Raw genomic sequence first — 26,718 nt, forward strand, 5'->3', positions numbered from 1 at the left:
GAGGAGGCTCAGCCGCTACAGATTACACCAAAGGCCGCCTGAAAATGCAGCCCGCTGGCCACAACCGAATTTACACCACGTTGACGGACACGACCCGGAGCAACCCGTCGCAAAGTGTCACACATTGGTCAAATTGATGTTGATATAACATTACACCAGTGCTAGCGGCCTGCCCGACAACCGCCCCCGGCAGCGACCATCTACCCCGAAAGCCCGCTGCCGGAGCGGAAGATTGCCAGACAATGGCAGCCTCTTGCTCATGAAACGCCCCCAGGGAGCCAAACAAAAATGCGTCGCACGCTTCTCACCGTCAGTTCGTCCCTTTCGCTTGCCGCCGCGCTGCTGGCGCCCCTGCCCGTGCTGGCGCAGCAGGCCGATCAGGAAGATCAGTCCGCTACCCAAGATGACGATTTCCATCGCAACCAGGGCATCATCGTCACTGCGCCGTTCGTGCGCGATCTCAGCATCCTGGCGGGCACCTCGGAGCTTTCGGGCGAGGACCTCGCCCGGGAGGCCCGCGCGCAGATCGGCGATGCGCTGACCAAGCTGCCGGGCGTTTCGGCCACCAGCTTCTCCCCAGGCGCATCGCGCCCGGTGCTGCGCGGCTTTCAAGGCGAGCGTATCCGCGTGCTCACTGACGGCATCGGCACGATTGACGTATCGAACACCTCTCCCGACCATGGTGTGACGGTCGAGCCGATCATCCTCGACCGGATCGAGGTGCTGCGCGGCCCTGCAGTGCTGCTGTTCGGCGGTCAGGCCGTCGGCGGTGCGGTCAACGCCATCGACAAGCGCATCCCGCGCGAAGTTCCCGAAGAACCCTTCCATCTCGATGCCCTCGCCACCTACGGATCGGCTGCGGACGAGCGCAGCATCGGTGCGAGCCTTGATGTCCCGCTGACCTCGAAGCTGGTGCTCCACCTGGACGGCAGCTACCGCAAGTCTGACGACCTGCGCGTCGGCGGCTTCGTGCTGTCGCCTGGCCTGCGCGCCGAGCAGCTCGAAGAAGCTGCCGAAGAGCGTGCCGAGGGCAATATCGAGGAAGCCGAGGAGGCCGAGGAACTCGCCGGTCTGCGCGGTCGCATTCCCAATACCGGGACCGAGACCTACAGCTTTGGCGGCGGTCTCGCCTATATCGGCGAAGGCGGCAGCTTCGGCATTTCGGGCAGCTATTACAACAGCCTGTACGGCGTGCCCGAACGGCCCGGCGCCGGGCATCATCATGGCGAGGAAGAAGGCGAAGAGGAAGCCGGCGGCGAGGAAGAGGAAGGTCCGGTCACCATCGGGCTCGATCAGATCAAGGTCGATTTCCGCGGCCAGGTCGACCTGCCCGGCTTTTTCGAAGCGCTGCGCCTGCGCGCCGCCTATGCCGATTTCAAGCAGACCGAGTTCGAGGGCGACGAGGTCGGCACCGTGTTCCGCAACGAGGGCATCGAGTCGCGGCTTGAACTGGTGCAGCGCGAACGCGGCGGCTGGCGCGGCGCCAGCGGCGTGCAATATGTCCATCGCGATTTCAGCGCGATCGGCGCAGAAGCCTTCGTTCCGCCCAACACGACGGATCAGGTCGGCATCTTCACGCTGCAGGAAGTTCGCACCGGCCAGTTCGAGCTGGAAGGCGCGGCCCGCTATGACCGCGTGGTCGTGAAGTCGCAGGATGTCGGCGTCGAGCGCCGCTTCAACAGCTATTCGTTTGCGCTGGGCCTCGCCTATATCCCGACCGACCAGCTGCGCATCGGCGTCAACCTCAACCGTGCCCAGCGCGCACCGGCGGCCGAAGAGCTGTTTTCCAACGGCCCGCATATCGCCACCCAGGCGTTCGAGATCGGCAACCCGAATTTCACCACCGAGAAGAGCTGGGGCGGCGAGGCCTATATCCGCTATTCGACCCCGGACGTGAACCTGTCGCTCACCGGCTTCTACAACCGGTTCGACGATTTCATCATCGACGTTCCCACCGGGCTTGAGGAGGACGAACTGCCCGTCTTCCAGTTCATCCAGAACGACGCCAAATATTACGGTATCGAAGCCGAGGCCTCGGCGGTGTTCGCGCGCGCGGGCGGCTTCAGCTTCATCGCCGATGGTGTTGCCGATTATGTCCACGCTTCGCTCGACGGGCTGGGACCGGTGCCCCGCATCCCGCCGCTGCGTCTGCTCGGCGGTCTCGAGGCGCAGAGCGACACACTGGGGCTGCGCGCCGAAGTGGAGTGGTTCGCTGATCAGCAGCGCAACACTGCGTTCGAAACCGAAACCGAGGGCTTCACCCTGGTCAACGCCAGCGCCTCATGGAAGCCGTTCGGAGCTTCGCGCGGCGTGACGCTGATCGCCTCGGCCAACAACATCTTCGACGTGGTAGGCCGCCGCGCCGCCAGCTTCACCAAGGATTTCGCGCCGCTTGGCGGCCGCGACTTCCGCGTGTCCGCGCGCTTCAGCTTCTAAACCAGGCGTCCGCGTACCAAAAGCCCTCCCCCTTGATGGGGGAGGGTTGGGTGGGGGTGATTTCTCCAAATTGTGCAAGGATGCGTAATCGAGCTAACTTGACCCAGCCGCACCATCACCCTCACCGCTGCGGCTAGGCTCCTGCGTCGCCAAGCCTCGCTGCCTCTCCCATCAAGGGAGAGGCGTTTTGCAAGCAGTCTCTCAAACCGTCGGCAGCACGTGGTCCTTGAACTGCTCGCGGAGCGCCGTTTTCAGCAGCTTGCCGGTCGCGCTGTGCGGCAATGAGTCCACGAAAACGATGTCGTCGGGCAGCCACCATTTGGCGACATGCGCCGACAGATGGGCCAGGATGGCATCCTTGCTCGGGCTGGTCCCGGGCTTCGGCACCACCAGCAGCAAGGGGCGCTCGTCCCATTTGGGGTGCGGCAGGCCGATCGCTGCGGCTTCCGCCACATCGGGCATGCCGACCGCCGCGTTCTCCAGATCGACCGAGCTGATCCATTCGCCGCCCGACTTGATCACGTCCTTGGCGCGGTCGGTAATCTGCATCACGCCATCGGGATGGATCACCGAAACGTCGCCGGTGTCGAACCAGCCGTCCTCGGTAAGCGCGTCGGCTTCCGCCTTGAAATAGCGCTTGATGATCCACGGGCCCTTGATCTGCAGCCGCCCGCTCGACTTGCCGTCGCGCGGCAGCACGTTGCCCTCGTCATCGACTACGCGAAGTTCGACACCGAAGGGCACGCGGCCCTGCTTGGTGACCAGGTCGAGCTGCGCCTCGAAGTCGAGATCGTCCCAATCGGGCGACGGGGCGCCCATGGTGCCGATGGGCGAGGTTTCGGTCATGCCCCAGGCATGGTTCATCCGCGCGCCCATCTTCATGATCCGCTCGCACATAGCGCGCGGCGCAGCCGATCCGCCGATGGTGACCACCTGGAGATGTTCGGGCTTCTTGCCGGTGGCATCGATATGCTGGAACATCGCGAGCCACACGGTGGGTACGCCCGCCGAATGCGTGACCTTTTCGGTGTTCATCAGGTCGCACAGCACGGCCGGATCGTTGACGGCGGAAAAGACGAACTTGATCCCCGCAGCCGCCCCGGCAAAGGGAAGCCCCCAGGCTGCGGCATGGAACATGGGAACTACGGGCAAGGCCACCGATTGCGGCGACAGGCTGAACACCGCCGGCTGCATTTCGGCCATGGCATGGATCACGGTCGAACGGTGCTCGTACAGCACGCCCTTGGGATTGCCCGTGGTGCCAGAAGTGTAGCAAAGCATGCACGGATCGCGCTCTGGGCCCTCGTGCCAGCGATAGCCTTCGTCGCCGGTATCGAGCAGCGCCTCGAAGCCCTGGACGTCCGAACCGGCGGGCGGATCGAAGCAGACATAATGCTCGATGGTCGTCCAGCGGCTCTTCATCTTGTCGATGATAGGCTGGAAGGCCGCATCATAGCACAGCACGCGGTCTTCGGCATGGTTGGCGATATATTCGAGCTGTTCGTCGAACAGGCGCGGGTTGATGGTGTGGATCACCCCGCCCATGCCGATGGCGCCATACCAGGCGACGAGATGGCGGCTGTGGTTCATCGCCAGAGTGGCGACGCGGTCGCCGGGCTGCAGCCCCAGCTTGACGAGCGCGCTCGCAAGCCGCCGCGCATCGCGGGCGATGCCCGCCCAGTTGGTGCGCGTCGCTGTGCCATCAGCCCAGCGGGTGACGATTTCGCGTGTGCTGCTCTCGCGCTCGGCATGGTCGAGCAGCCGCATCACGCGCAATTCATAGTCCTGCATACCGCCAATGATCATTCTTCTCTCCCGATGCAGGCCTTCGCAGGAGGCCAGTTTGATGGGGAGTCAGAAAGCCGGAAGCGGCGTCCAAGTCAACTGACGAGGCGCAATTCGGGCCGTGATGCGCTATGTGATTCCACATCGCGCAGGTGGAGCCCTTCAAGCTGCCGCAGCACTTCCATCGTGTCGGCGTCAAGACGGAAGCGATTGCCGAGACATACCGGCATCACGCGCCCTTCGCCCATGATCAGCCGCGCATGGACCTCGTCCTGCCCGCTGCCACTCGGGGCCAGCAGTTCGGCCAGCCGCGCCAGTGCCTCGGGATGATGCACATCGATATGCGCCTTGTGCCGCAGCACGATCTTGATCTGGTCGAGCGGCCTTGCCCGGCGGATTGTCGCGCGCGGGGCCTGTTCCTCGCTCGAGCGGTCGAATTCCAGCTCGATCAGCAGGCAGGCCGATTGGCTCGCCCATTCGGGCATCGAGGCGACCATTTCGTCATCGAACGAACTGGCTGAAAACTGACCGGACTCGTCGGACAGGTCGACCATGACGAAGGTACTGCCGCGCTTGCTCTGCCGGCGATTGCAGCCTTCGACCAGTGCGGCAACCTTGGCCGTCTTGCGCTCGCCGACACGCACGTCGAGCGTCTCGATCAGTTGCTGATACGGCCGCGCGCCCTGGGCCCGTGCGGTCGCGGCAAATTCGGTCACCGGGTGCGCCGAGAAGAAGAAGCCGAACGCATCGCGCTCATGGGTCATCTTCTCGCCCATCGCCCAGGGCTTTACAGATGCAAGCCGCAGCGACTGTCCCGGCTGCTGTACATCGCCGAACAGCCCGCCCTGTCCGCTGCTGCGCTGGCGCTGCGCCTCGGCGGCCACCGCCATCACCGTGTCGGCCGAGGCATGCACGACCGATCGTTCCAGCCCCAGCCCGTCGAACGCGCCTGCCGCGGCAAGGCTTTCGATCTGGCGCTTGTTCACAGCTCCGGCGTCGATCCGGTCGGCAAGATCGCCCAGCGACGTGAACGCCCCGCCCGCCTGCCGGGTCGCGACCACGCCCTCCATCGCCTTTTCGCCCACGTTCTTGAGGCCCGCGAGTGCATAGCGCACGGCCAGGCCCTCTTGTGTCTGCTCGACTGAGAACTCGGCTTCGCTGGCGTTGATGCAGGGCGGCAGACAGGTGATGCCGAGGCGGCGCATGTCGTCGACAAAGATGGCGAGCTTGTCGCTCTGGTGCATGTCGAAGCACATCGAGGCGGCAAAGAATTCGTGCGGGTGATGCGCCTTGAGCCACGCCGTCTGATACGCAAGCAGCGCATAGGCCGCGGCGTGCGACTTGTTGAAGCCATAGCCTGCGAACTTGTCGATCAGGTCGAACAGTTCGTTGGCCTTCTTGGCATCGATGTCGTTCTTGGCAGCGCCTTCGACGAAGCGGCCGCGCTGCTTGTCCATCTCCGCCTGGATCTTCTTGCCCATCGCGCGGCGCAGAAGGTCTGCGTCGCCGAGCGAATAGCCCGCCAGCACCTGCGCGGCCTGCATCACCTGTTCCTGATAGACGATGATGCCATAGGTCTCCTTCAGGATATTCTCGAGCAGCGGGTGCGGATAGGTGATCGGCTCGCGGCCGTTCTTGCGTGCGCCGAAGCTCGGGATATTGTCCATCGGGCCCGGGCGATAGAGCGAGACGAGCGCGATGATGTCGCCGAACGCGGTGGGCTTCACCTGCGCCAGCGTGCGGCGCATGCCTTCGGATTCCAGCTGGAACACGCCGACCGTATCGCCGCGCTTCAAGAGCTCATAGGTCTTGGCATCGTCCCAGGGCAATCGCGACAGATCGACCTCGACCCCGCGTTTTGCCAGCATCTCGACCGCCTTGTGCAGCACCGACAGCGTCTTGAGGCCGAGAAAGTCGAACTTCACCAGCCCTGCCGTCTCGACATATTTCATGTCGAACTGGGTGACCGGCATGTCCGATCGCGGATCGCGATAGAGCGGCACCAGCTGCGCCAGCGGGCGGTCGCCGATCACCACCCCGGCCGCATGGGTCGAGCTGTGGCGCGGCAGGCCTTCAAGCTGCATCGCGAGGTCGAACAGCGTCTTGACCTCACTATCGTCGCGATACTGATGGCGCAGCTCGTCAACGCCTGCGAGCGCACGATCGAGCTTCCACGGGTCTGTCGGATGGTTGGGGACGAGCTTGCAGAGGCCATCGATGCGGCCATAGCCCATCTGCAGCACGCGGCCCGTATCGCGCAGCACCGCGCGCGCCTTCAGCTTTCCGAAGGTGATGATCTGCGCGACATGATCGCGCCCGTATTTCTGCTGCACATAGCGGATCACCTCGCCGCGCCGCGTTTCGCAGAAGTCGATATCGAAGTCGGGCATCGACACGCGTTCCGGGTTGAGGAAGCGTTCGAACAGCAGGCCGAGCTTGATCGGATCAAGATCGGTGATGGTGAGCGCCCAGGCAACCGCCGAGCCCGCACCCGATCCGCGCCCCGGCCCCACCGGAATATTGTGATCCTTGGCCCATTTGATGAAGTCGGCAACGATCAGGAAATAGCCTGGAAAGCCCATGCCGACGATGACATTGGCCTCGAATTCGAGCCGGTCGAAATAGGCCTTGCGCTCTTCGTCGGTCAGGTCGGGATAGGCCTCGAGCCGCTTTTCGAGCCCGGCAAAGGCATCCGCGCGCAGTTGCGCCGCCTCGCCCTCCAGGTCACCCGCGAGGCTGGGCAGGATCGGCTTGCGCTTGGGCGGCGCATAGGCGCAGCGCTGCGCGACGACGAGCGTGTTGACGAGCGCCTCGGGCAGATCGCTGAACAGCTCGCGCATCATCGGCGCGGACTTGATCCAGGCCTCGGGCGAGCTGCGGTCACGATTGGCGGCGCCGACATATTCCCCGCGCGCAATGCACAGCATCGCATCATGCGCGGCATGAAAGCCGGGATCGGCATAGCAAGCAGGGTTGGTCGCGACGATCGGCAGGTCGCGGGCATAGGCAAGGTCGATCAGCGCATTTTCCGCCAGCGTCTCGATCTCCTCTCCGCGTCGGCACAGCTCAATATACAAACGATCGCCGAACAGGGTCTGGAGCTGGTCGCAATAGCGCTCCGCCTCTTCCTGCTGGCCGGCGGCGAGCAGCTTGACCAGCGCCCCCTCGCCCGCTGCGGTCAGCGCGATCACGCCATCGGTGCGGCCCTCCAGCCGCTCGAACGGAACATGCGCGGGCAGCTCGAGCGGGCGATCGAGATGCGCGTGCGACACCAGATCGCACAGGTTGTCATAGCCCTTCTCGTTCTGCGCATAGAGCGCAAGCCAGTCGAGCGTGGGCGAGGCCGGGTTGGTGCCGGGCCGCGCCACGCACAGCAGGGTTCCTACGATCGGCTGGATGCCGGCATCGAAACAGCCATCGGCAAAGGCCATGCCCGCATAGAGCCCGTTGCGGTCGGCCAGCGCGATGGCGGGAAAGCCGCGGGCGTGCGCGGTCTTGGCGATCGCCTTGGGCTCGATCGCGCCTTCGAGCATCGTATAGGCGCTGAACACGCGCAGCGGGACGAAGGGTTCATAGGCCATGGAAAAACGCTACCGACTGGACCGCGATTCGAAAACCGGGGCGCTTACTCGCCAGTGGATAAGTCCTTGGCAGCAATCTTGCGCCGCACGTCGCGCACGGTCGACCAGATGCCGTAGAGGATCAGCGCAGCCAGGAAGATCCACACCCAGACCGGAATATTGCGTCCGGCGATCGCGAGATAGACATAGGCCGAAACGAAACAGGCCCCTGCGCACATGACCGGCAGCACCGTCGGCTTGCCCGCGCGGGCATTGCGCACCAGCCAGGCGATGCTGGCGAGGAACAGCGGGATCGCGCCGATATAGATGGTCGCGAAGATCACCGGATTGACGCCATATTGCGCGCCCAGTCCGTTGGCCCAGGTGCTGATGGCGTCGATCATCTGCGCAGAATCCCGTTCTTATGTAAGCAAAATCTCCGTCACCCCCGCAAAGGCGGGGGTCCCGCTTCTGCTCGACCTCGCAGGAAGCGGGATTCCCGCTTTCGCGGGAATGACGAGAGAGTAACATCGAAAATTCGCGTGTCGAGCGCCGCGCGTTACAGCAGCTTCTCGATATCCGCCTTCAATTGCTCAGGCTTCACCATCGATCCGTAGCGGGCGACGACATTGCCCTTGCGATCGACCAGGAACTTGGTGAAGTTCCACTTGATCGCACGGCTGCCCATCAGCCCGGCCTGCTGGCTCTTGAGATATTTCCACAACGGATCGGCTTCCTCGCCATTCACCGCGATCTTGGCCGAGAGCGGAAAGGTCACGTCATAGGTCAGCGAGCAGAAATTCCTGATCTCTTCGGCATCGCCCGGCTCCTGCGCGCCGAACTGGTTGCACGGGAAGCCCAGCACCTCGAAACCGCGATCCTTGAATTCGCGATGCAGCGCCTCGAGCCCCTCATACTGGGGCGTGAACCCGCATTTGGATGCAGTGTTGACGATCAGCAGCACCTGGCCCTGGTAATCGGAAAGCGGCTTTGAGCTGCCATCGGGCAGCGGCATCGTGTAATCGAAAACGGTCATGCGATCCTTCCATCGTGCAGGCGGACAACCCGGTCCATGCGGGTGGCCAGTCGTTCGTTATGGGTGGCCACCAGAGCCGCGCTGCCTTCCTCCCTTACAAGATGCAGGAACTCGTCGAACACTCTGTCTGCGGTCGCCTCGTCCAGATTTCCGGTCGGTTCGTCGGCAAGAACTACCTTGGGCCGGTTGGCGAGCGCGCGTGCGACCGCAACGCGCTGCTGCTCGCCGCCTGACAACTGGCTGGGCCGATGGTCGAGCCGCTGCCCCAGGCCAAGCCGCGACAGCAGCTCGGCCGCGCGGTCCGAGGCTTCCTCGCGGGTGCGGCCCATGATCAGCTGCGGCAGCACGACATTCTCGCGCGCGGTGAAATCGGGCAGAAGGTGGTGGAACTGATAGACAAAGCCAAGCGCCGTCTTGCGCAACCGGGTGCGACCGTTGCTGCTGAGCTGCGCTGCCTCTTCGCCGGCAATGCGGATCGATCCGGTAAAGCCGCCCTCCAGCAGGCCCACGGCTTGCAGCATGGTCGACTTGCCCGAGCCAGATGGCCCCAGCAGCCCGACGATCTCACCGGGCCCGACCGCCAGGTCGACACCCTTGAGCACGTCGATGGTGACCCCGCCCTGCGCAAAGCTGCGCCGGACATCGGTCAGAAGGATGACGGCCTCACTCATAGCGCAGCACCTGAACAGGATCGGTCGAAGACGCCTTGAGCGCCGGGTAAAGCGTCGCGAGGAAGCTGAACAGCATGGCCATCGCGGCAATGCCCAGAACCTCGAGCGGATCGGTTCTGCTGGGCAGCTCGGTCAGGAAGCGGATCGAGGGATCCCACAGTTCCTGACCGGTAACGAACTGGACGAACAGCACGATATTCTGGCGGAAATACAGGAACACGAAACCAAGCCCCAGCCCTGCCATCGTGCCCAGCGACCCGATGATCAGTCCCACCGTGATGAATATCTTCAGCAGCGAATTGCGGCTGGCCCCCATGGTGCGCAGGATCGCGATGTCGCGCGTCTTGGCGCGGACCAGCATGATCAGCGACGAGAGGATATTGAACACCGCGACCAGGATGATGATCGACAACACGATGAACATCGCCACCCGCTCGACCGCCAGCGCCTCGAACAGCGAGGCGTTGATCGTGCGCCAGTCATTGACCACCGCCTGACCGCGCAGACGTTCTTCCAGCGGCGCGAGGATTTCACGCACCTTGTCGGCGTCACGCGTCGTCACCTCGATCATGCCGACCTGATCGCCCAGCAGCAGCAGCAGCTGTGCATCCCGGATCGGCATGATGACGAAAGCCTTGTCGTAATCATAGACGCCGATCTCGACGATTGCGGAGACCTCGTACAGGATTTCGCGCGGCACGGTGCCGAACGGAGTCGAACGTCCGGCCGGATTGATGATGGTGATCCTGTCGCCAATGTTGACACCCAGATTCTGCGCCAGCCGGGATCCCAGCGCGGCCCTGGACGCTCCCGCCTTGAGATCGGCGACCGATCCCAGCACGGTCTTGTCCTTGAGCGCCGCGATATCGGGCGCGTCGGTGCCACGCACCAGAACCGCCTCCACACGCCCTTCGAAATTGACCAGCAGCGGCTGTTCGATCAGCGGCGATGCGGCGACAACGCCCTCCATCTTGCGCGTTTCGGCCAGGATTTCCTGCCAGTTCTTCAGCCGCCCGCCATAGCCCTGAACCACGGCATGACCGTTCAGCCCGACGATCTTGTCGAGCAGCTCGGCGCGAAAGCCGTTCATCACGCTCATCACGATGACCAGCGCGGCAACGCCCAGCATCACGGCAATCAGGCTGATGCCTGCGACCAGGAAGATGAACGCTTCGCCCCGCCCCGGCAGCAGATAGCGTTTGGCGATCGTCCATTCGAAGGTGGACAGCATGAGGGGATCCGATCCTTTCGGAAATGGCGCCGACTGGGTGATCAGTGGCGGCAGCTGGGTTATCGCATTAACCACCCCATGGGTGACTGACAATGGTTCATCCAGGCGCCCGAAGCGAGCAGCAGGGCTATCTGCGAGCTGTTGCACATAAAACACAGAGCCGGCCAAAAATGCGCCAAGCGGCGAATTTTCCTAGCGCCAGAGGACGCATTACGGAATCATGACAATGCGGATCAAGCGGCCACGGCCATGGGTTCGGGGATAGTTTCCGTCGTTTTGGGGAAAGCGGCGGTTACCAGGGTCCAACAGTTGCGAGCGAGCCGTTAACGGCATCAGCGCGCAATGGGGATCTGATAAAGAGCGTCCGGGTCTTGGGGGCCGGACGCTCTTTTTTCGTCCGCTGTCCGCGCCCGTCCCAACCGCTTGCCCCCGGCGATCCGGTCTCCGAAAAATCCTCTTGAAACGCGTTTTCCAGCGCCTAGATTCCACGTGTGACCCACGCCGACAGGGTGGGCCGCACGTTCCGAAGCGCCGCAGAAGCGGGCTTCAAAGCCTTGAAATCGCTTTTGAAAAGGATTTTGATGATGAACCGTTTTGACTTTACCCCGTATCGCCGCACCACCGTTGGCTTTGACCGGCTGTTCGATCTGCTGGAAAACCAGGCCCGGGCCGCGCAGGGCGATAACTACCCCCCTTTCAACATCGAGCGCAGCAGCGATGACGCCTATCGCGTCACAATTGCGGTCGCCGGATTCAAGCCGAACGAGCTCGACATCACCGCGCAGCAGAACCTGCTGGTCGTCTCCGGGCGCAAGGCCGCAGAGAGCGAATCGCGTGGCAACTTCCTGCACATGGGCATTGCCAACCGCAATTTCGAACGCCGCTTCGAGCTGGCCGATTTCGTGCGGGTAAGCGACGCCAGTCTGGAAGACGGGCTGCTGACCATCGATCTGGTACGTGAAGTGCCCGAGGCGATGAAGCCCAAGAAGATCGCGATCAATGGCACGCCCAAGCTGCAGGTCGTCGAGGCTGCGACAAAGGACGAAGGCGACAGCCAGGCGGCGTAACGCCAGGCTCCAAAGGGTAGAATGCAACGGGGTGGGTCGGCAACGGCCCACCCTTTTTCTTATGCCGAACGTCCCGCGCCAGCCACATCCGCTAAGCCTGAGCCTGTCGAAGGCCCCGCGCTCCCGGACCCGATCATAACCCCGTCACCCCCGCGAAGGCCGGGGTCCCGCTTCTGGCGTAAGTGAAGATGAACTAGCGGGATTCCCGCCTTCGCGGGAATGACGACCAACTTTTGGCAACCCTCGGTGCGGGGCCTTCGACAGGCTCAGGCCGAGCGGCCATGGGGTCGGAATCCGCTCGGAACAGAAGAGGGCGGACCCAGACGGATCCGCCCTCCGCGCCCGCTCTGGACGCTGCTTTCTCCGAGCCCGGATTGGCCGGGTCGCATTTACCGCCCCGTGCTCCGGAGAAAATCCCGTGAAGTAACCCCGCGCCACCAGGGCGCGGGGCTTTTTCCGGGTGCAAGGCCCGGCTGGGTCGCAAATAACCTGGCCCTGCCCCGGAAAACTGAAATTCGTTACTGGTCGTCGGTTCAGGCTGCTTCGGAAATCTCCAGCAGCGTGTCGCGATCGATAATCTTTACCCTGCCCTGTTCGAGCTCGATCAATCCCGCGTCGGACCAGGCCGACAGCTGCCGATTAATCTGCTCGCGTGACAATCCCGCGAAAGTTCCGAGCTCGCTCTGGCTCAGATCGAGCTTGAGCTTGCCCTCGTTCGCACCCGAAACCATCAGCCGCAGCAGATAGCGCGCCAATCTCGGTCCGGATGTGAACGCACGGTCCGCCTCGATCACGTCATTGGCCTGGCGCAGTCGCTTGGCCATGACCCGAAGCATCCGCCGAGGCATGGCGACATGGCGTTCGGCAATCTCGTCAAAGGCTGGCCGCGACAGCGACAGCGCCGTCAATTCGGTCAGCGCCTCGATCGAGGCCGTGCGCGGACCGCCATCCAGAAACGCAATCTCGCCGATCACATAGCCGGGTTCCGCATAATCGAGCACGATCTCGTGACCGTTGCTCGCCACCATGCTGACCCGGGCGAATCCCGTCAGGATGATCAGCAGATTGTCGCCGTCATCCCCCTGCCCCATCAGTTCCTGCCCCTTGCGGTAGCGGACGAAATGCCCGCGCAGGATGATGTCCGACAGTTCGTCATTGTCGCAATCGGCGAACAGACTGTGGCTGGCCAACAGCGCGGCAAGCTCGTTCGCGTGCATGATCGCCCCTTGTCCCTTCCTTTCTGTCGGCATTGTCGCTGGCTGCGCAACTTTGCTTCAGCCGTCCCTGCCGCCGCCGACAGATGTGTTTTTACCCGAATCGCTTTACGCCGCTGTGCGCCACTGCACAACACGGTCAAATAGAGTAAAATTTGTCAGGGGAGATGTGGTAAATTGGTGTGATGCACAGGAAAATTGCGCCAGAAGAGCCCCAGGGTTAACACAAGTGAACCCGGGTAACGCCACCGGTTAACCCATGTTGCGGGCGATCAGACCAGTCGGCTCTGCGCCACGGCCGCCTCGATGAAGCTGGCGAAGAGCGGATGCGGATCGAATGGCTTGCTCTTGAGCTCGGGATGATATTGCACGCCGACGAACCAGCTGTGATCGGGCCGCTCGACAATCTCGGGCAGGACGCCATCGGGCGACATGCCGGAAAAGACGAGGCCGCCCTTTTCAAGCCGCTCGTGATAGGCCGTGTTCACCTCATAGCGGTGACGATGACGCTCGCTGATCGTGTCGGTACCATAGATGCCGCGCACCCGGCTGTTGCCCGAGAGCCTGGCCGGAAACGCGCCAAGCCGCATGGTGCCGCCCAGATCCCCTTCGGCGCTGCGCTTCTGCAGCCCGGATTCGCTCATCCATTCGGTAATCAGACCCACGATCGGCTCATCGGTGTCGCCGAATTCGGTGGTCGAGGCATCCTTGATGCCCGAGGTGTTCCGCGCCGCCTCGATGCACGCCATCTGCATGCCCAGGCAAATTCCGAAGAACGGAACGTTGCGCTCGCGGGCAAAGCGCACGGACGAAATCTTGCCCTCGCTGCCCCGTTCGCCAAAGCCGCCGGGCACGAGAATACCGTGCATCGGCTCAAGCACCGCGGCGAGCTCGTCATCGGGCAGCGTCTCGAACAGCTCTGCATCGAGCCATTTGACATGAACCTTGACCCGGTTGGCGAGGCCGCCATGCACCAGCGCCTCGTGCAGCGACTTGTAGGCATCCTGCAGTCCGACATATTTGCCGACCACGCCGATGGTGACTTCGCCTTCGGGATGTTCGTGCCGTTCCATGATGTCGACCCAGCGGGACATATCGGGCGCGCGCGCATCGGTAATGCCGAAGGCGCGCAGCACTTCGCTGTCCAGCCCCTCGCGGTGATACTGCATGGGCACGGCATAGATGCTCTTGGCATCGAGCGCGGGGATGACCGCTTCCTTGCGGACGTTGCAGAATTGCGCGATCTTGGCGCGCTCTGACTCGGGCAGCGGCTTTTCGCAGCGGCACAGCAGAATGTCGGGCTGGATGCCGAGCGAGGTGAGTTCGCGCACGCTATGCTGGGTGGGCTTGGTCTTCAGTTCGCCCGCCGCCGCAATATAGGGCACCAGGGTCACGTGGACAAACAGCGTGTTCTCGCGGCCGATCTCGTTGCGCAGCTGGCGGATCGCCTCGATGAAGGGCAGAGATTCGATGTCCCCGACCGTTCCGCCGATCTCGCACAGCACGAAGTCGAGATCATCGGTTTCGGCCTGTGCGAATTCCTTGATCGCATCGGTCACGTGCGGAATCACCTGCACAGTCGCGCCCAGATAATCGCCGCGACGCTCGCGCTGGATGATCGTCTGGTAGATGCGGCCCGAGGTCACATTGTCCGACTGGCGCGCCGAAACGCCGGTGAAGCGCTCGTAATGGCCCAGATCCAGATCGGTTTCGGCCCCGTCGTCGGTCACATAGACCTCGCCGTGCTGATAGGGCGACATCGTGCCCGGATCGACATTGAGATACGGATCGAACTTGCGGATGCGCACGCGGTATCCGCGTGCCTGGAGCAGTGCGCCCAGGCTTGCGGCCATCAGGCCCTTGCCAAGAGAGGAAACCACGCCGCCGGTGATGAAAATATAACGCGCCATGGGAAAAACTCGTTAGCGGTTCGCGCGCAAGACTGACAAGCGCGCGAATCCGCAGGGAAGACAAAAAACTGTGAACAGTGCGGAATTGTGATCCGCCGCGCCTCAATTGGCGGGCGCATCACCCGCTGCAGGCGCCGCTGCCGGAGCAGCCGACGGATCCGCAGCCGCAGGCGCGCCAGCAGCAGAGAGCGGATCGCCATTGGCAGGTGCAGGGGCCGCCGGTGCCGGGGCGCTCAGCGGATCGCTGATGGGGGCAGCCGCACCGCGTTGCAGCGACGTATCGATATCGCCGGTCGAGTGCATGTTGGCGGCCATCACCGCCAGCACGATGCTCAGCGCCACGAACAGCGTCGCCAGTATCGCTGTCGAGCGGGTGAGCAGGTCACCGGCTCCGCGCGCCGACATCAGGCCATTGGGATTGCCACCCACGCCCAGCCCGCCCCCTTCGGAACGCTGCATCAGGATGACACCCACCAGAGCCGCTGCAATCAGCGTCTGCACGATGGTGATGAACAGAAAAATCGACGACATGAACGGTCAGACCCAGCAAATGAATTTCAGGATTGGCGCGCACATAGCGATTGCACCGGTTGAGCGCAACCGGCGCGGTCAGGCTGCAAGACAACCAGGCGCCGGGTCAGCGCGGCGCCGCTTCGATGATCGGCAGGAACGTCTCGGCCTTCAGGCTGGCACCGCCAACCAGCGCACCGCCGACATCGGCGATTCCCAGGATCTCAGCCGCGTTGCCGGGATTGACCGATCCGCCATAAAGAATGCGCACGCCGTTGCCAGCCTCGCCCAGCTTTTCGATCAGGGTTGCGCGCAGTGCGGCGTGCATTGCGGCAATGTCCTCAGACACCGGAACACGGCCCGTCCCGATCGCCCATACGGGTTCATACGCCACCGACAGCCAGTCGCCGCTCGCCGATGCCGGGAGCGAGGCAGACAGCTGGGCCGTCACGATGGCGATGGCATTACCGGAGTCGCGCTCGTCCAGCGTCTCGCCGACGCAGAGAATCGCACCCATGCCCGCCGCATGCAGGGCTTCGGCCTTGGCAGCCACATCTGCATCGGTCTCGCCCTGATCGGCGCGGCGTTCCGAATGGCCGATGATCGAATAGGTGGCACCGGCCTCGCGGATCATCGCGGCCGAGAGGTTTCCGGTATGCGCGCCGCTGGCTCTGGCATGGCAGTCCTGCGCGCCGATCCGCACGGCGCCGGCAGCCGCGGCAAAGCTGCCGATCAGCGTGGCAGGCGGGCAGATGCCGATCTCGATATCCGGGTGTGCCGCTGCTGCATCTGCGATGGCCTGCAGCACCACGACATCGGCCGCGCTGCCGTTCATTTTCCAGTTGCCGACGATATAGGATGGTAGCGTGGCCACGATGCAGTCTTCCCCTCATGTTTTGCTTGTGCGGCGGGCGGCTAGCAAATCGAGCGGCGCTTGACCAGTCATGGGCGCATCGCGTGTTGTCAGGGTTGAAGCGCGCGCCAAAGCCCCCTAAAGCCAGCCCGCATTTTCACGAGGCGGGCACGCCGTTGCCCTCGCCTCATTAGCGGACTGGCCGATGATCACCTTTTTCCGTTCCTTCTTCAATTCCAAGATCGGCGTCGCTCTCAGCCTCATCTTCGTCGCGCTGATTGCCGTTGCCTTCGCCGCGTCGGACGTGACCGGCGGTGCGAGCTTTGGCGGCGTGGGGAGCGAAAGCGTCGCCCAGATCGGTGGCGAGGATATCGGCACAGGCGAGTTTTCGACCACGGCCAGCAACGCGTTCGACCAGATCCGGCGGCAGAACCCGCAGCTCGACATGGCGGCTTTCGACGCCCAGGGCGGCATCGACGATGTGCTGGAACAGATGATCGGCAGCTACGCCACCGCCACCTTTGCTGAATCGATCGGTCTGGGCGCCAGCAAGCGGTTGGTCGACAGCGAGATTGCCGGCATTCAGGCCTTCAAGGGCGCCGATGGACGGTTCGACGAGACGCTGTTTCGCAATGCGCTGGCACAGCAGGGCTTGACCGAGGCCCGCGTGCGCGAGGACATTCGCCGCGGTCTTCTGACCGACCAGCTCATCATCCCGGCAACTTTCGGTGCCAAGCTTTCCCAGCAACTCGCCCTGCCTTATGCCAGCCTGATCCTGGAAGGCCGCGAGGGTCAGATCGCCTTCGTACCCTCGGCAGCCTTTGCGCCCAAGGGCAATCCGACAGATGCGCAGCTGCAGAAGTTCTTCGCGGACAATGGCGCGCGCTATCGCATTCCCGAACGCCGCGTGCTGCGCTTTGCAACCTTCGTCACCGATCGCTTCCGTGATCAGGTAAAGGTAAGCGATGCGGAGATTGCCGCGCTCTACAAGAAGCGCTCGGCCGAATTCGCCGCGACCGAAAAGCGCGACGTGGAACAGCTGATCGTTCCGACCGAAGCGGCAGCCAAGGCGATCGCGGCAAAGATCAACGGCGGGGCCAGCATGGCCGCCGCCGCCAAGGAGGCCGGGCTCGAGCCGGTCGATCTGGGGCTGCAGTCCAGGCAGGATCTGGCGAAGAGCGCTTCGGTTGCCGTTGCCAATGCCGTGTTCGCCACCGCTGCAGGCAAGGTCGCAACGCCGGCGCGTTCGCCGCTGGGCTGGCACGTCGTGCGCGTCGACAGCGTCTCTTCGATTGCCGGTCGCTCGCTCGATCAGGTCCGCAACGTGCTCGAGAACGAGATCGCGCAGGAAAAGCTGCGTCAGACCGTTTCGGATTTCACGGCCGATCTCGAAGACCGCATCGCCGATGGTGCATCGCTTGCCGATATTGCCAAGGACGAGAAGCTGGAACTGCAGGTCAGCCCCGAACTGCTGGCCAACGGCCAGGCACCGGGCAAGCCCGATTTCGCGCCGATCGGCGCCTATCAGGCCATGCTGCCGATTGCTTTCGGGCTAGAGGAGGATTCCGGCCCGCAGCTTGTCGAAGTGCAGCAGGGCAAGGAATTCGCCGTATTCGAGGTGCAGGAGATCAAGCGTGCTGCGCCGCCGCCGCTGGCCAGCATCCGCGAACGGGTCGCCACTGACTGGGCGCTGGCGCAGGGCCTTGCCTCTGCCAGAAAGCTTGCCGACGGCATTGCCAAGTCATCGCGCACTCCAGCCGCGCTTGAAAAGGCGGTGAGCGGTGCCAGCGTGCCGCTGCCCGGTATCGAGCAGATCCGTACCAGCCGCCAGACGATCATGCAGCAGCAGGGCCGCGTGCCGCCCCCCGTTGCGCTGCTGTTCAGCATGGCAGAAGGCACGACCAAGGTGCTGGAAGGACCAAACCGCACCGGCTGGTTCGTGGTGCATCTGACCAAGATCAACCGCGGCGATGCCAGCAAGGTGCCCGAACTGATGGTAGCAACCCGCCAGCAGCTTGGCCAGGTGACTGCCGATGAATATGGCCAGCAGCTGATGGCGGCCATGAAGGCGGAAGTGAAGGTTCAGCGCAATGCTGCGGCCCTCCAGCGGGTCAAGGACCAGCTCACCGGCCGCAATCGGGAAAATTGATGGCGACGAGCAGCAGCCAGAACCGGTCCGAAGCCGCGCAGGCTCTCGCCTCTGGCCAGTCCACGCTGATCTGGCGGCGGCGCATTGCCGATACCGAAACGCCGGTATCGGCAGCGCTCAAGCTGATCGAACCCGAGCGCGGCGACTTCTTGCTGGAATCGGTCGAAGGCGGAGAAACGCGCGCACGGCACAGCTTTGTCGGCCTTGCCCCCGATCTCGTGTTTCGCGCGTCGGGCAACGATGCCGAAATCAACGAACACTGGACCAGCGACCGCGAGGCGTTCACGCCCTGCGCGCAAGGCTCGCTTGGTGCCCTGCGATCGCTGGCCGAACGGTGCCGGATGCAGGTGCCGCCCGAACTGCCGCGCGCGCTGGCCTTTCTCGTCGGATATTTCGGCTATGAAACCATCGGCCTGGTCGAGAAGCTGCCGCGCGCGCCGCAATCGGACCTTGCCTTGCCGGACATGCTGTTCGTGCGCCCCACGGTGCTGCTGATCTTCGACCGGCTGAAGGACGAGCTGTTCCTGATCGCGCCGATCTGGGCAGGCGGCGAGGACGCTGACAGGGCCATTGCCGCTGCCGAGGAGCGACTCGATGCTGCCGAACGCGCGCTGCACGCTCCGCTGCCTGCAGCCGTGCGCGATGGGTCGCTCGATCCCGAAGCACTGAAGCCGCAACCGGTGCTGGCGCCGGGCCGCTATGGCGACATGGTGCTGAAGGCCAAGGACTATATCGAGGCAGGCGACATCTTCCAGGTGGTGCTCGCGCAGCGCTTCACCGCGCCGTTCGCGCTGCCGCCGATCGAGCTGTATCGGGCCTTGCGCCGGGTGAACCCCTCGCCCTTTCTCTATTTTCTCGACCTGCCGGGACTCGCGCTGATTGGATCGAGCCCCGAAATCCTGGTGCGCGTGCGTGATGGCGAGGTGACCATCCGCCCGATAGCAGGCACGCGGCCGCGCGGGCGAACCCCGGCAGAAGATGCCGAGAACCGCGCAAGCCTGCTCGCCGATCCCAAGGAACTGGCCGAACACCAGATGCTGCTCGACCTGGGCCGCAACGATGTCGGCCGCGTTGCCGCCGCCGGCACGGTGCGCGTGACCGACAGCTTCACCGTCGAACAGTATAGCCATGTCATGCACATCGTCAGCAATGTCGTGGGCGAGCTGGTCGCGGACCGCGATGCGATCGACGCGCTGTTTGCCGGCTTCCCGGCGGGCACGGTGAGCGGAGCACCCAAGGTACGCGCCTGCGAGATCATCGCCTCGCTGGAGCCCGAAACGCGCGGTGCCTATGCCGGCGGCGTCGGCTATTTCGCGCCCGATGGCTCGGTCGACAGCTGCATCGTGCTGCGCACCGCGATCGTCCGCGACGGCACCATGCACGTTCAGGCAGGCGCCGGGATCGTTGCGGACAGCGTCCCCGAATATGAGCAGCGCGAATGCGAAGCCAAGGCCGGCGCCCTGTTCGCCGCCGCGCGCGAAGCCGTCCGCCTCGCCAGCGAAGCAGGTTTCGGCCAATGATCCTCGTCATCGATAATTACGACAGCTTCACCTACAATCTCGTCCATTATCTGATGGAGCTGGGCGCCGATGTTCGGGTCGAGCGCAACGATGCGCTGACCGCGCGCGAGGCGCTGGCGACCAATGCGCAAGCCTTCCTGATCTCGCCCGGTCCGTGCACGCCCAACGAGGCGGGCATCTCGCTCGATCTGGTCGCGGCCTGCGCCGACGCTGGAAAGCCCTTGCTCGGCGTGTGCCTTGGCCACCAGTCGATCGGCCAGCATTTCGGCGGCGAGGTCGTGCGCGGCGGGCTGATGCATGGCAAGACGTCGCCGGTGGTGCACGATGACACCGGGCTGTTCCAGGGCCTGCCCTCGCCGTTCCTCGCGACGCGCTACCATTCGCTGGTCGTGCCCGAAGCAAGTCTGCCTCCGCAAATGATCGTCAACGCGCGTGTCGATGCGCCCGAAGGCGAAACCGCGCATGTCATGGGCTTCCGCCACGCGACGCTGCCGATCCATGGCGTGCAGTTTCATCCGGAAAGCATTGCCACCGAGCACGGCCACAAGATGCTCGCAAACTTTCTCAAGCTCGCTGGGCTGGACGTGAGGCCGATGCGCGAGGATCTGCTCGCATGACCCGGCTGCCCTATACCGCCCATCCGCTGACGCGCGAGGAAGCAGCCGATGCTTTTTCTGCCATCCTCGACGGCACGGTCAGCGACGAGGCCATCGCCGAATTCCTGATCGCGCTGTCCGAACGCGGCGAGACCGCAATCGAGATTGCTGCCGCTGCCCAGGGCTTGCGCGACCGCGTAATTCCGGTTTCCGCGCCTGCCAATGCAATTGACGTATGCGGGACCGGCGGCGACGGGCACCATACGCTCAATGTTTCAACGGCAGTGTCGCTGGTCATTGCAGCATGCGACGTGCCGGTTGCCAAGCACGGCAATCGCGCGGCCTCGTCCAAGGCAGGCGCCGCCGATACGCTCGAGGCGCTGGGCATGGACATGGCTGCCGCTGGTGCTTCTGCCGAACAGTCGCTGGCCGAGATCGGCATCTGCTTCCTGTTCGCGGTGAACCATCATCCGGCCATGCGGCGCATCCAGCCCATCCGCCAGAAGATCGGCAGGCGCACCATCTTCAACCTGATGGGCCCGCTCGCCAACCCCGCAGGCGTCCGCCGCCAGCTGATCGGCATTGCCCGGCCCGGCTATGTCCATGTCTATGCCGAGGCGCTGAACATGCTGGGCACCGAACGATCGATGATCGTATCGGGCGACGAAGGGCTCGACGAGCTTTCGCTGGCAGGCGGCAACGAGGTCGCCGATGTCGGACCCAGCGGCGTGATCATGAAGCGCTGGCGGGCAAGCGATGCGGGGCTGCCAGCGCACCCGATCGAGGCGATCCGGGGTGGAGATGCCGCGCATAACGCCGCCGCCTTGCGCCGCCTGCTGCAGGGCGAGACCGGTCCTTATCGCGATGCGGTGCTGTTCAATGCGGCTGCAGCGCTCATGATTGCAGGAGAGGTCGAAACGCTGGCGGAAGGGGCCGAGGAGGCCGCCGAGGCCATCGACAAGGGGCTGGCCAATGCCCTGCTGAACTGCTGGATCGATTTCACGAAAGCCGCCGCATGAACAAGCTGGAAGAGATTTGCGAGGTCAAGCGACGGGAGGTCGCCCGGCGCAGGGCCATGACCTCCCTCGCAGATCTGAACGCCCGCGCCGCAGCGGCGAGCGCGCCGCGCGGCTTTACCCGGGCGCTGACGGAAAAGGCGCAGCGCGGCTTCGGCCTGATCGCCGAAATCAAGCGGGCCAGCCCCTCAAAGGGCCTGATCCGCGACGATTTCGATCCCGCCGCGCATGCAGCCGCCTATCAGGCCGGCGGCGCAGCGTGCCTCTCGGTGCTGACCGACGAGCCCTATTTCCAGGGCCATGACGACTATCTCGTCGCCGCGCGCGCGGCCTGCGACCTGCCCTGCCTGCGCAAGGACTTCATGGTCGATGTCTGGCAGGTGGCGGAAAGCCGCGCGCTGGGAGCCGACGCGATCCTGATCATCGTCGCCGCGCTGGATGACGCGACCATGGCAGATATCGAGAATGCCGCGCTCGATTATGGCATGGATGTGCTGGTCGAGGTGCATGACGAGGCAGAGATGGAGCGCGCGCTGAGGCTCAAATCGCCACTGATCGGCATCAACAACCGCGACCTGCGCAGCTTCGTCACCGACATTGCCACCACCGAGCGGCTGGTCGGCATGATCCCAGAGGGCCGGATTGCGGTGTCGGAAAGCGGCATCAACAGCCATGCGGATTGCGAGAGGCTGAGCGGACATGGCGTGCGCTGCTTCCTGGTCGGGGAATCGCTGATGCGCCAGCCCGACGTCACGCAGGCAACCCGCGCGCTCCTCACCGGAGCCGCGGCCTGATGGACAAGCTGACCCATCTGGACGCCACCGGCGCGGCGCAGATGGTCGATGTCTCCGCCAAGGCCGACACGGTGCGCGAAGCCGTGGCCGAAGGGGTGATCGCCATGGCACCGACGGTGATCGCCGCGATCCGCGCGGGCGATATCAGGAAGGGCGACGTGCTGGGCACCGCGCGCATCGCGGGAATCATGGCTGCCAAGCAGACAAGCGCCCTCATACCGCTCTGCCATCCGCTGCCGATAGCCAGCGTTTCGGTCGATTTCGAGTATCTGGAAACTGGCGTGCGCGTCGAGACCTGCGTGCGCACCAACGGCAAGACTGGTGTGGAGATGGAGGCGCTGACCGCCGCGAGCGTTGCGCTGCTCACCATCTACGACATGGCCAAGGCGCTCGACAAGGGCATGGTCATCGGCCCCGTGCGGCTGCTCGCCAAGAGCGGCGGCAAGTCGGGCGACTGGACCGCTGGTTGATGGCAGGCGGGCTGATCCCGCTTGACGAAGCGCGCGAGCGCCTGCTCGGGCTGGCTGCGCCCCGCCCTGCCCTTTCCCTGCCGCTTGACCAGGTGACCGGCCTGACACTGGCCGAGCCGCTGCTGTCGCTGCGCAACCAGCCTGCGGCGGATCTGTCGGCGATGGATGGCTATGCCGTGCGCAGCGCGGACATGCCTGGCCCGTGGCGCGTGATCGGCGAAAGCGCGGCGGGGCGGCCCTTTGCAGGGACGATCGGTCCGGGCGAGGCCGCGCGCATCTCGACCGGAGCGATGGTCCCCAGAGGTGCGGACTGCGTGGTGGTGCAGGAAGACGTTGCACGCGACGGTAACAGCCTCCTGCTGACCGGCGATGGCCCCGCCACCCCGGGAGCGCATATCCGCCGCGCGGGCCATGATTTCGCGAACGACGCGCTGCTGGCCGATGCGGGCACAGCTGTCGACGCACGGCTGATCGCACTCGCGGCAATGGCCGGGCATGACGCGCTCACTGTCCACCGCCACCCGCGCATCGCGATCCTCAGCACCGGGGATGAACTCGTCCCTCCCGGCGAGCCGGCGCCCTCGCCCGCGCATATCCCGGCCAGCAACGGCCTGATGCTCGCCTCCATGCTGTCGGCGCTGCCGTGCGAACTGATCATGCCGCCGCTTCTGCCCGATGATCGGGCCACCATTGCTGCCGCGCTCGAGCAGCACAGCCATGCCGATCTCATCGTCACCACCGGCGGCGCATCGGTCGGCGACCATGACCTGATCCAGCCCGCGCTGGCCGATTGCGACGGAACGGTCGATTTCTGGCGGATCGCGATGCGGCCGGGCAAGCCGGTGATGGTCGGACGTCTGGGCGAAGCGATCGTGCTCGGCCTGCCGGGAAATCCTGTATCCGCCTATGTCACCGCGATGCTTCTGCTGCTACCGCTGGTGCGCAGGATGCTGGGTTATCAGCAACTTGTCCCTGCGACCTCCCAGGCAATCGCAGGCGAGTGCTTCCCGGCCAACGGCCCGCGTCAGGATTTCGTGCGCGCCCGTTTCCGCGATGGTGCCTTGATCCGACTGGGCAATCAGGACAGCGGTGCCCTGTCGGCGCTGGTCCAGGCCGATGCGCTGGTGGTGCGGCCTGCGCATGCGGCCGAGGTCGGAGCGGGCGACACTGTCGACTATATCGCGCTTCGACATCAGACTTGACACAAGCTCTTGACCTGACCGCCTTTGTTTCGTAATTGTTCCTTATTCGTTCGAACGCAGGTTCGGCGCAGAAAAGGAACATCGGCGATGCTGACCCGCAAGCAACATGACCTTATCCGCTTCATCCAGGAAAGGCTGGAGGCCGATGGCGTTTCGCCTTCGTTCGAGGAAATGAAGGAGGCGCTCGATCTCAAGTCCAAATCGGGTGTGCACCGGCTGGTCAGCGCGCTGGAAGAGCGCGGCTTTATCCGCCGCCTGCCCAACCGGGCGCGCGCGCTCGAAATCCTGAAACTGCCCGAGGCGAGCGTGAAGCCGCGCGAGAAGGAACTGGCTGCTGCCTCTGCCGCCCGTGCGAGCGCTGCGCGCGGCAATGTCGTCAGCATGGATGCGGCGCGCAAGGCGACGCTGCCCGAACCGGCGAACAGCAATGTTCTCGAAATTCCGTTGCACGGCCGCATCGCTGCCGGTGCGCCGATCGAGGCGTTCGAGGGCACCGAGATCCTTCCCGTCCCGGCTGCACTGCTCGGGGCAGGCGAGCATTACGCGCTCGAGGTTTCCGGGGATTCGATGATCGAGGCAGGCATACTCGATGGCGATTTCGCGCTGATCAAGCGCACCGAATCCGCGCGCGATGGCGAGATTGTCGTGGCGCTGGTGCGCGGCGAGGAAGCGACGCTCAAATATCTGCGGCGTGAGAATGGCCGTATCCGGCTCGATCCCGCAAATGCATCCTATGCGCCGCAATATTATGCGCCGCACGAGGTGCAGGTGCAGGGCAAGCTTGCCGGACTGCTGCGCCGCTATCATTGAGACCTGACGCGGGCGCGGCGTGAGCCGGTCCCGCGTTGCTCACGTCCGGGTCAGTCCCATCTCTTCCAGCAGCCGGCCCATATGCTGCTTGAACGGGAAGAACCCCTTGCGTGCGTGCGGCCAGAATGTCGCGTCCCAGTGGCGGCGGACCTGAACGAGCTCGAACCCCTCGCTCCGCAGCGTCTCGGCGATATCCGTCAACCGTGTTCGCACCGGCCCGACCGGCGCATAGGGCGTGATTACCCGATGCACCCCAGCTTCGCGCGCCGCTGACGCGATCGCCTCGGCATTCAGGGCATCTATCAGTGTCACCGGCCTGGTATCGGTTTCGCCAAGCAGCGCAGCCATGTCGCGCGCAGCGTCCATGACGAAAGCTCGCGCCTTGTCGCCCCAGAGCAGCGCCGGATCGACAGCGATGCACGTGCCCCGAATGTCGGCCTCGCGGAGCAACGCTTCATCCGGGTGCAGGTCCTCGCTCGTGATCAGCAGCAGCGCCGGCGGACCCTTGGCCGATCCTGCCGAAGGCAAGGGCGCAGCGGCAGGCACCGGCGCTTCGGTCAACGGCTCGGCAACCTCCGCAAGCCCCTTGGGCGCAAATCGCCCGCCGGTATAGCGCGCGATATTGTCCGTCGTGGCGAGATAGGTCTTGCCTGCGGTCTGCAACCCTGCGACCCAGCGCCACGACAGCGTGTTGCTCGCTGCATCGGCGTCGATCAGGTGGCGCAGAAAGAAATCCGCGCCCAATGCCCAGGGCAGCCGCAGCGTGAATATCCAGATCGAGGCGAACCACATGCGCGCATGGTTGTGCAGCCAGCCTGTCTCGACCAGTTCGCGCGCCCAATCGTCAAAGCCCTCGATCCCGGTGCGCCCCTGCTCTGCCTGCTCCAGCGCACGCACGTTGCGCAGTCGGTCGCGCTGGATGTCCCGCTCCTGCTCGAAGCGCGCCCAGATCTCGGGCCGCATCTCCAGCCAGCCCTTCCAATAGGTGCGCCACAACACCTCCTGAACATATTTTTCGGCCGCATCGAGCGAATGGGATTGCAGCACTGCTGCGCTGACCTCCTGCTCGCTGATCAGGCGATAGCGCAGCCATGGCGACAGTTGCGAGACCGCGGTCGGCTGCCCCGGACCGAGATCGCTGTTGCGCCCCTCGGCATAGGCTCGGCCAGCATGCGGCACGAAATCGTGCATGCGCGCGAGGCCAGCCGCCCGCGTCGGTTCGAACAGCACACTCATGCCTGCCGCTCGCGCACCATACGCTGCAGGCGTGGTCTGATCTTGAGAAAGCGCAGATAAGCCTGTTCGAGCAGCGCCAGGACCGGCTTCCAGCGCGCGATCAGGCCCAGCGGCCGGAGCAGCGGAATGGCGCGCCACATGGCCGCAAAAGCCGCCGCGCCGGAGAGCATCACGCCATTTTCGCGCGCGTGGAATCGCTCGAGCAACGCCCGGCGATCGATCGGGCAAAGGCTGTCCGGCGTCGATACGTCGCGAAACTCGATCGCCCCGCGCCGGTCGAGCCGCCGCATCAGCGCGATCTCGCGGGTACACAGCGGGCAAGCGCCATCATACCACACTTCCAGCCTGTCCCTCATCACGCGCGCGATCCCGTTTTCTGTCGTGTTTCGTAGGCAATAGCTACGCGCAGAGCCGGTGCAACGGATGCAGTAGCGAAGATTTCGCTTTTTGCGCAATGATCAATCCCGATTAATGGGAAATTTTCCCAACAGTCAGCATTCGTTCATGTTAGGATTAGGCCGGAAAACGGCTATGGCGCTGTACTCTATCGGTTTTTTCAGTTTGGCACGGCCTGTGCAGAGTATCTGGCATCTCCGGACAAACGGTCCGGAACACACCGAACTCTACGAAAGGACAATGCCATGACCCTCTT

At 64.2% G+C, this 26,718-nt stretch carries 22 protein-coding genes; 10 read left to right on the forward strand and 12 right to left on the reverse strand.

Annotation, left to right across the window (positions count from 1 at the left end):
* Window positions 1-288: 288 nt before the first annotated feature.
* On the forward strand, window positions 289-2,436 hold the full coding sequence (locus C7451_RS18190; RefSeq protein WP_110300311.1) for a TonB-dependent receptor: 2,148 nt from the start codon (window positions 289-291) through the stop codon (window positions 2,434-2,436).
* Window positions 2,437-2,637: 201 nt separating this feature from the next.
* Here C7451_RS18190 and C7451_RS18195 read toward each other — a convergent pair whose 3' ends face one another.
* From C7451_RS18195 to C7451_RS18220, 6 genes are all read right to left on the reverse strand, one after another.
* Complete coding sequence (locus tag C7451_RS18195; RefSeq protein WP_110300312.1) at window positions 2,638-4,242, reverse strand: long-chain fatty acid--CoA ligase; 1,605 nt, start codon at window positions 4,240-4,242, stop codon at window positions 2,638-2,640.
* Between the two features lie 74 nt (window positions 4,243-4,316).
* A complete protein-coding gene (dnaE, locus tag C7451_RS18200; protein WP_110300313.1) occupies window positions 4,317-7,802 on the reverse strand; it encodes a DNA polymerase III subunit alpha in 3,486 nt (1,161 codons plus the stop codon).
* A 44-nt stretch (window positions 7,803-7,846) separates the two neighbouring features.
* On the reverse strand, window positions 7,847-8,185 hold the full coding sequence (locus C7451_RS18205; RefSeq protein ID WP_110300314.1) for a hypothetical protein: 339 nt from the start codon (window positions 8,183-8,185) through the stop codon (window positions 7,847-7,849).
* Window positions 8,186-8,340: 155 nt separating this feature from the next.
* The gene (locus tag C7451_RS18210; protein WP_110300315.1) at window positions 8,341-8,817 is read right to left on the reverse strand and encodes a glutathione peroxidase; all 477 of its coding nucleotides are present in this window, start codon (window positions 8,815-8,817) and stop codon (window positions 8,341-8,343) included.
* A complete protein-coding gene (locus C7451_RS18215) occupies window positions 8,814-9,488 on the reverse strand; it encodes an ABC transporter ATP-binding protein (protein ID WP_110300316.1) in 675 nt (224 codons plus the stop codon). The genes C7451_RS18210 and C7451_RS18215 overlap by 4 nt, the downstream gene beginning before the upstream one ends.
* The gene (locus tag C7451_RS18220) at window positions 9,481-10,719 is read right to left on the reverse strand and encodes a lipoprotein-releasing ABC transporter permease subunit (RefSeq protein ID WP_110300317.1); all 1,239 of its coding nucleotides are present in this window, start codon (window positions 10,717-10,719) and stop codon (window positions 9,481-9,483) included. Before C7451_RS18220 ends, C7451_RS18215 begins: the two co-directional genes overlap by 8 nt.
* Window positions 10,720-11,303: 584 nt before the next feature.
* Between C7451_RS18220 and C7451_RS18225 the strand changes: the two genes are divergently transcribed.
* Window positions 11,304-11,786: an Hsp20 family protein gene (locus C7451_RS18225; protein ID WP_110300330.1), complete on the forward strand. Its 483-nt coding sequence runs from the start codon at window positions 11,304-11,306 to the stop codon at window positions 11,784-11,786.
* 533 nt (window positions 11,787-12,319) lie between these two features.
* Here the strand turns inward: C7451_RS18225 and C7451_RS18230 are convergent.
* From C7451_RS18230 to tpiA, 4 genes are all read right to left on the reverse strand, one after another.
* Window positions 12,320-13,003, reverse strand: a complete 684-nt coding sequence (locus tag C7451_RS18230; RefSeq protein ID WP_110300318.1) for a Crp/Fnr family transcriptional regulator — start codon at window positions 13,001-13,003, stop codon at window positions 12,320-12,322.
* A 269-nt stretch (window positions 13,004-13,272) separates the two neighbouring features.
* Window positions 13,273-14,910, reverse strand: coding sequence for a CTP synthase (locus C7451_RS18235; RefSeq protein WP_110300319.1), 1,638 nt, complete (start codon window positions 14,908-14,910; stop codon window positions 13,273-13,275).
* A 102-nt stretch (window positions 14,911-15,012) separates the two neighbouring features.
* Window positions 15,013-15,432 carry a preprotein translocase subunit SecG gene (gene secG, locus C7451_RS18240; protein ID WP_110300331.1) on the reverse strand — a complete coding sequence of 140 codons (420 nt, stop codon included), beginning with the start codon at window positions 15,430-15,432 and terminating at the stop codon, window positions 15,013-15,015.
* Between the two features lie 115 nt (window positions 15,433-15,547).
* Window positions 15,548-16,294, reverse strand: coding sequence for a triose-phosphate isomerase (gene tpiA, locus C7451_RS18245; RefSeq protein WP_110300320.1), 747 nt, complete (start codon window positions 16,292-16,294; stop codon window positions 15,548-15,550).
* 184 nt (window positions 16,295-16,478) lie between these two features.
* Here tpiA and C7451_RS18250 point away from each other — a divergent pair, with 184 nt between their 5' ends.
* From C7451_RS18250 to lexA, 8 genes are all read left to right on the forward strand, one after another.
* On the forward strand, window positions 16,479-18,422 hold the full coding sequence (locus tag C7451_RS18250) for a peptidylprolyl isomerase (protein WP_110300321.1): 1,944 nt from the start codon (window positions 16,479-16,481) through the stop codon (window positions 18,420-18,422).
* Window positions 18,422-19,942, forward strand: coding sequence for an anthranilate synthase component I family protein (locus tag C7451_RS18255; RefSeq protein ID WP_110300322.1), 1,521 nt, complete (start codon window positions 18,422-18,424; stop codon window positions 19,940-19,942). Before C7451_RS18250 ends, C7451_RS18255 begins: the two co-directional genes overlap by 1 nt.
* The gene (locus C7451_RS18260) at window positions 19,939-20,559 is read left to right on the forward strand and encodes an anthranilate synthase component II (protein ID WP_110300323.1); all 621 of its coding nucleotides are present in this window, start codon (window positions 19,939-19,941) and stop codon (window positions 20,557-20,559) included. The genes C7451_RS18255 and C7451_RS18260 overlap by 4 nt, the downstream gene beginning before the upstream one ends.
* Entirely contained in the window at window positions 20,556-21,557 is a 1,002-nt protein-coding gene (gene trpD / locus C7451_RS18265; RefSeq protein WP_110300324.1) for an anthranilate phosphoribosyltransferase, read from the forward strand. The genes C7451_RS18260 and trpD overlap by 4 nt, the downstream gene beginning before the upstream one ends.
* On the forward strand, window positions 21,554-22,348 hold the full coding sequence (trpC, locus tag C7451_RS18270; RefSeq protein ID WP_110300325.1) for an indole-3-glycerol phosphate synthase TrpC: 795 nt from the start codon (window positions 21,554-21,556) through the stop codon (window positions 22,346-22,348). Before trpD ends, trpC begins: the two co-directional genes overlap by 4 nt.
* On the forward strand, window positions 22,348-22,818 hold the full coding sequence (moaC, locus tag C7451_RS18275; protein WP_110300326.1) for a cyclic pyranopterin monophosphate synthase MoaC: 471 nt from the start codon (window positions 22,348-22,350) through the stop codon (window positions 22,816-22,818). The genes trpC and moaC overlap by 1 nt, the downstream gene beginning before the upstream one ends.
* The gene (locus C7451_RS18280) at window positions 22,818-24,020 is read left to right on the forward strand and encodes a molybdopterin molybdotransferase MoeA (RefSeq protein ID WP_110300327.1); all 1,203 of its coding nucleotides are present in this window, start codon (window positions 22,818-22,820) and stop codon (window positions 24,018-24,020) included. Before moaC ends, C7451_RS18280 begins: the two co-directional genes overlap by 1 nt.
* A gap of 87 nt (window positions 24,021-24,107) precedes the next feature.
* Window positions 24,108-24,830 (forward strand): transcriptional repressor LexA, encoded by a 723-nt coding sequence (gene lexA / locus C7451_RS18285; protein ID WP_110300328.1) that lies wholly within the window; start codon window positions 24,108-24,110, stop codon window positions 24,828-24,830.
* Window positions 24,831-24,869: 39 nt separating this feature from the next.
* Here the strand turns inward: lexA and C7451_RS18290 are convergent, their stop codons facing one another.
* Both C7451_RS18290 and C7451_RS18295 read right to left on the reverse strand, forming a co-directional pair.
* Entirely contained in the window at window positions 24,870-26,066 is a 1,197-nt protein-coding gene (locus tag C7451_RS18290; RefSeq protein WP_110300329.1) for an FAD-binding domain-containing protein, read from the reverse strand.
* On the reverse strand, window positions 26,063-26,422 hold the full coding sequence (locus C7451_RS18295) for a thiol-disulfide oxidoreductase DCC family protein (protein WP_110300332.1): 360 nt from the start codon (window positions 26,420-26,422) through the stop codon (window positions 26,063-26,065). The genes C7451_RS18290 and C7451_RS18295 overlap by 4 nt, the downstream gene beginning before the upstream one ends.
* Between the last annotated feature and the right edge of the window lie 296 nt (window positions 26,423-26,718).

Source organism: Blastomonas natatoria (assembly GCF_003201955.1).
In the GTDB taxonomy this organism is placed as follows: domain Bacteria; phylum Pseudomonadota; class Alphaproteobacteria; order Sphingomonadales; family Sphingomonadaceae; genus Blastomonas; species Blastomonas natatoria.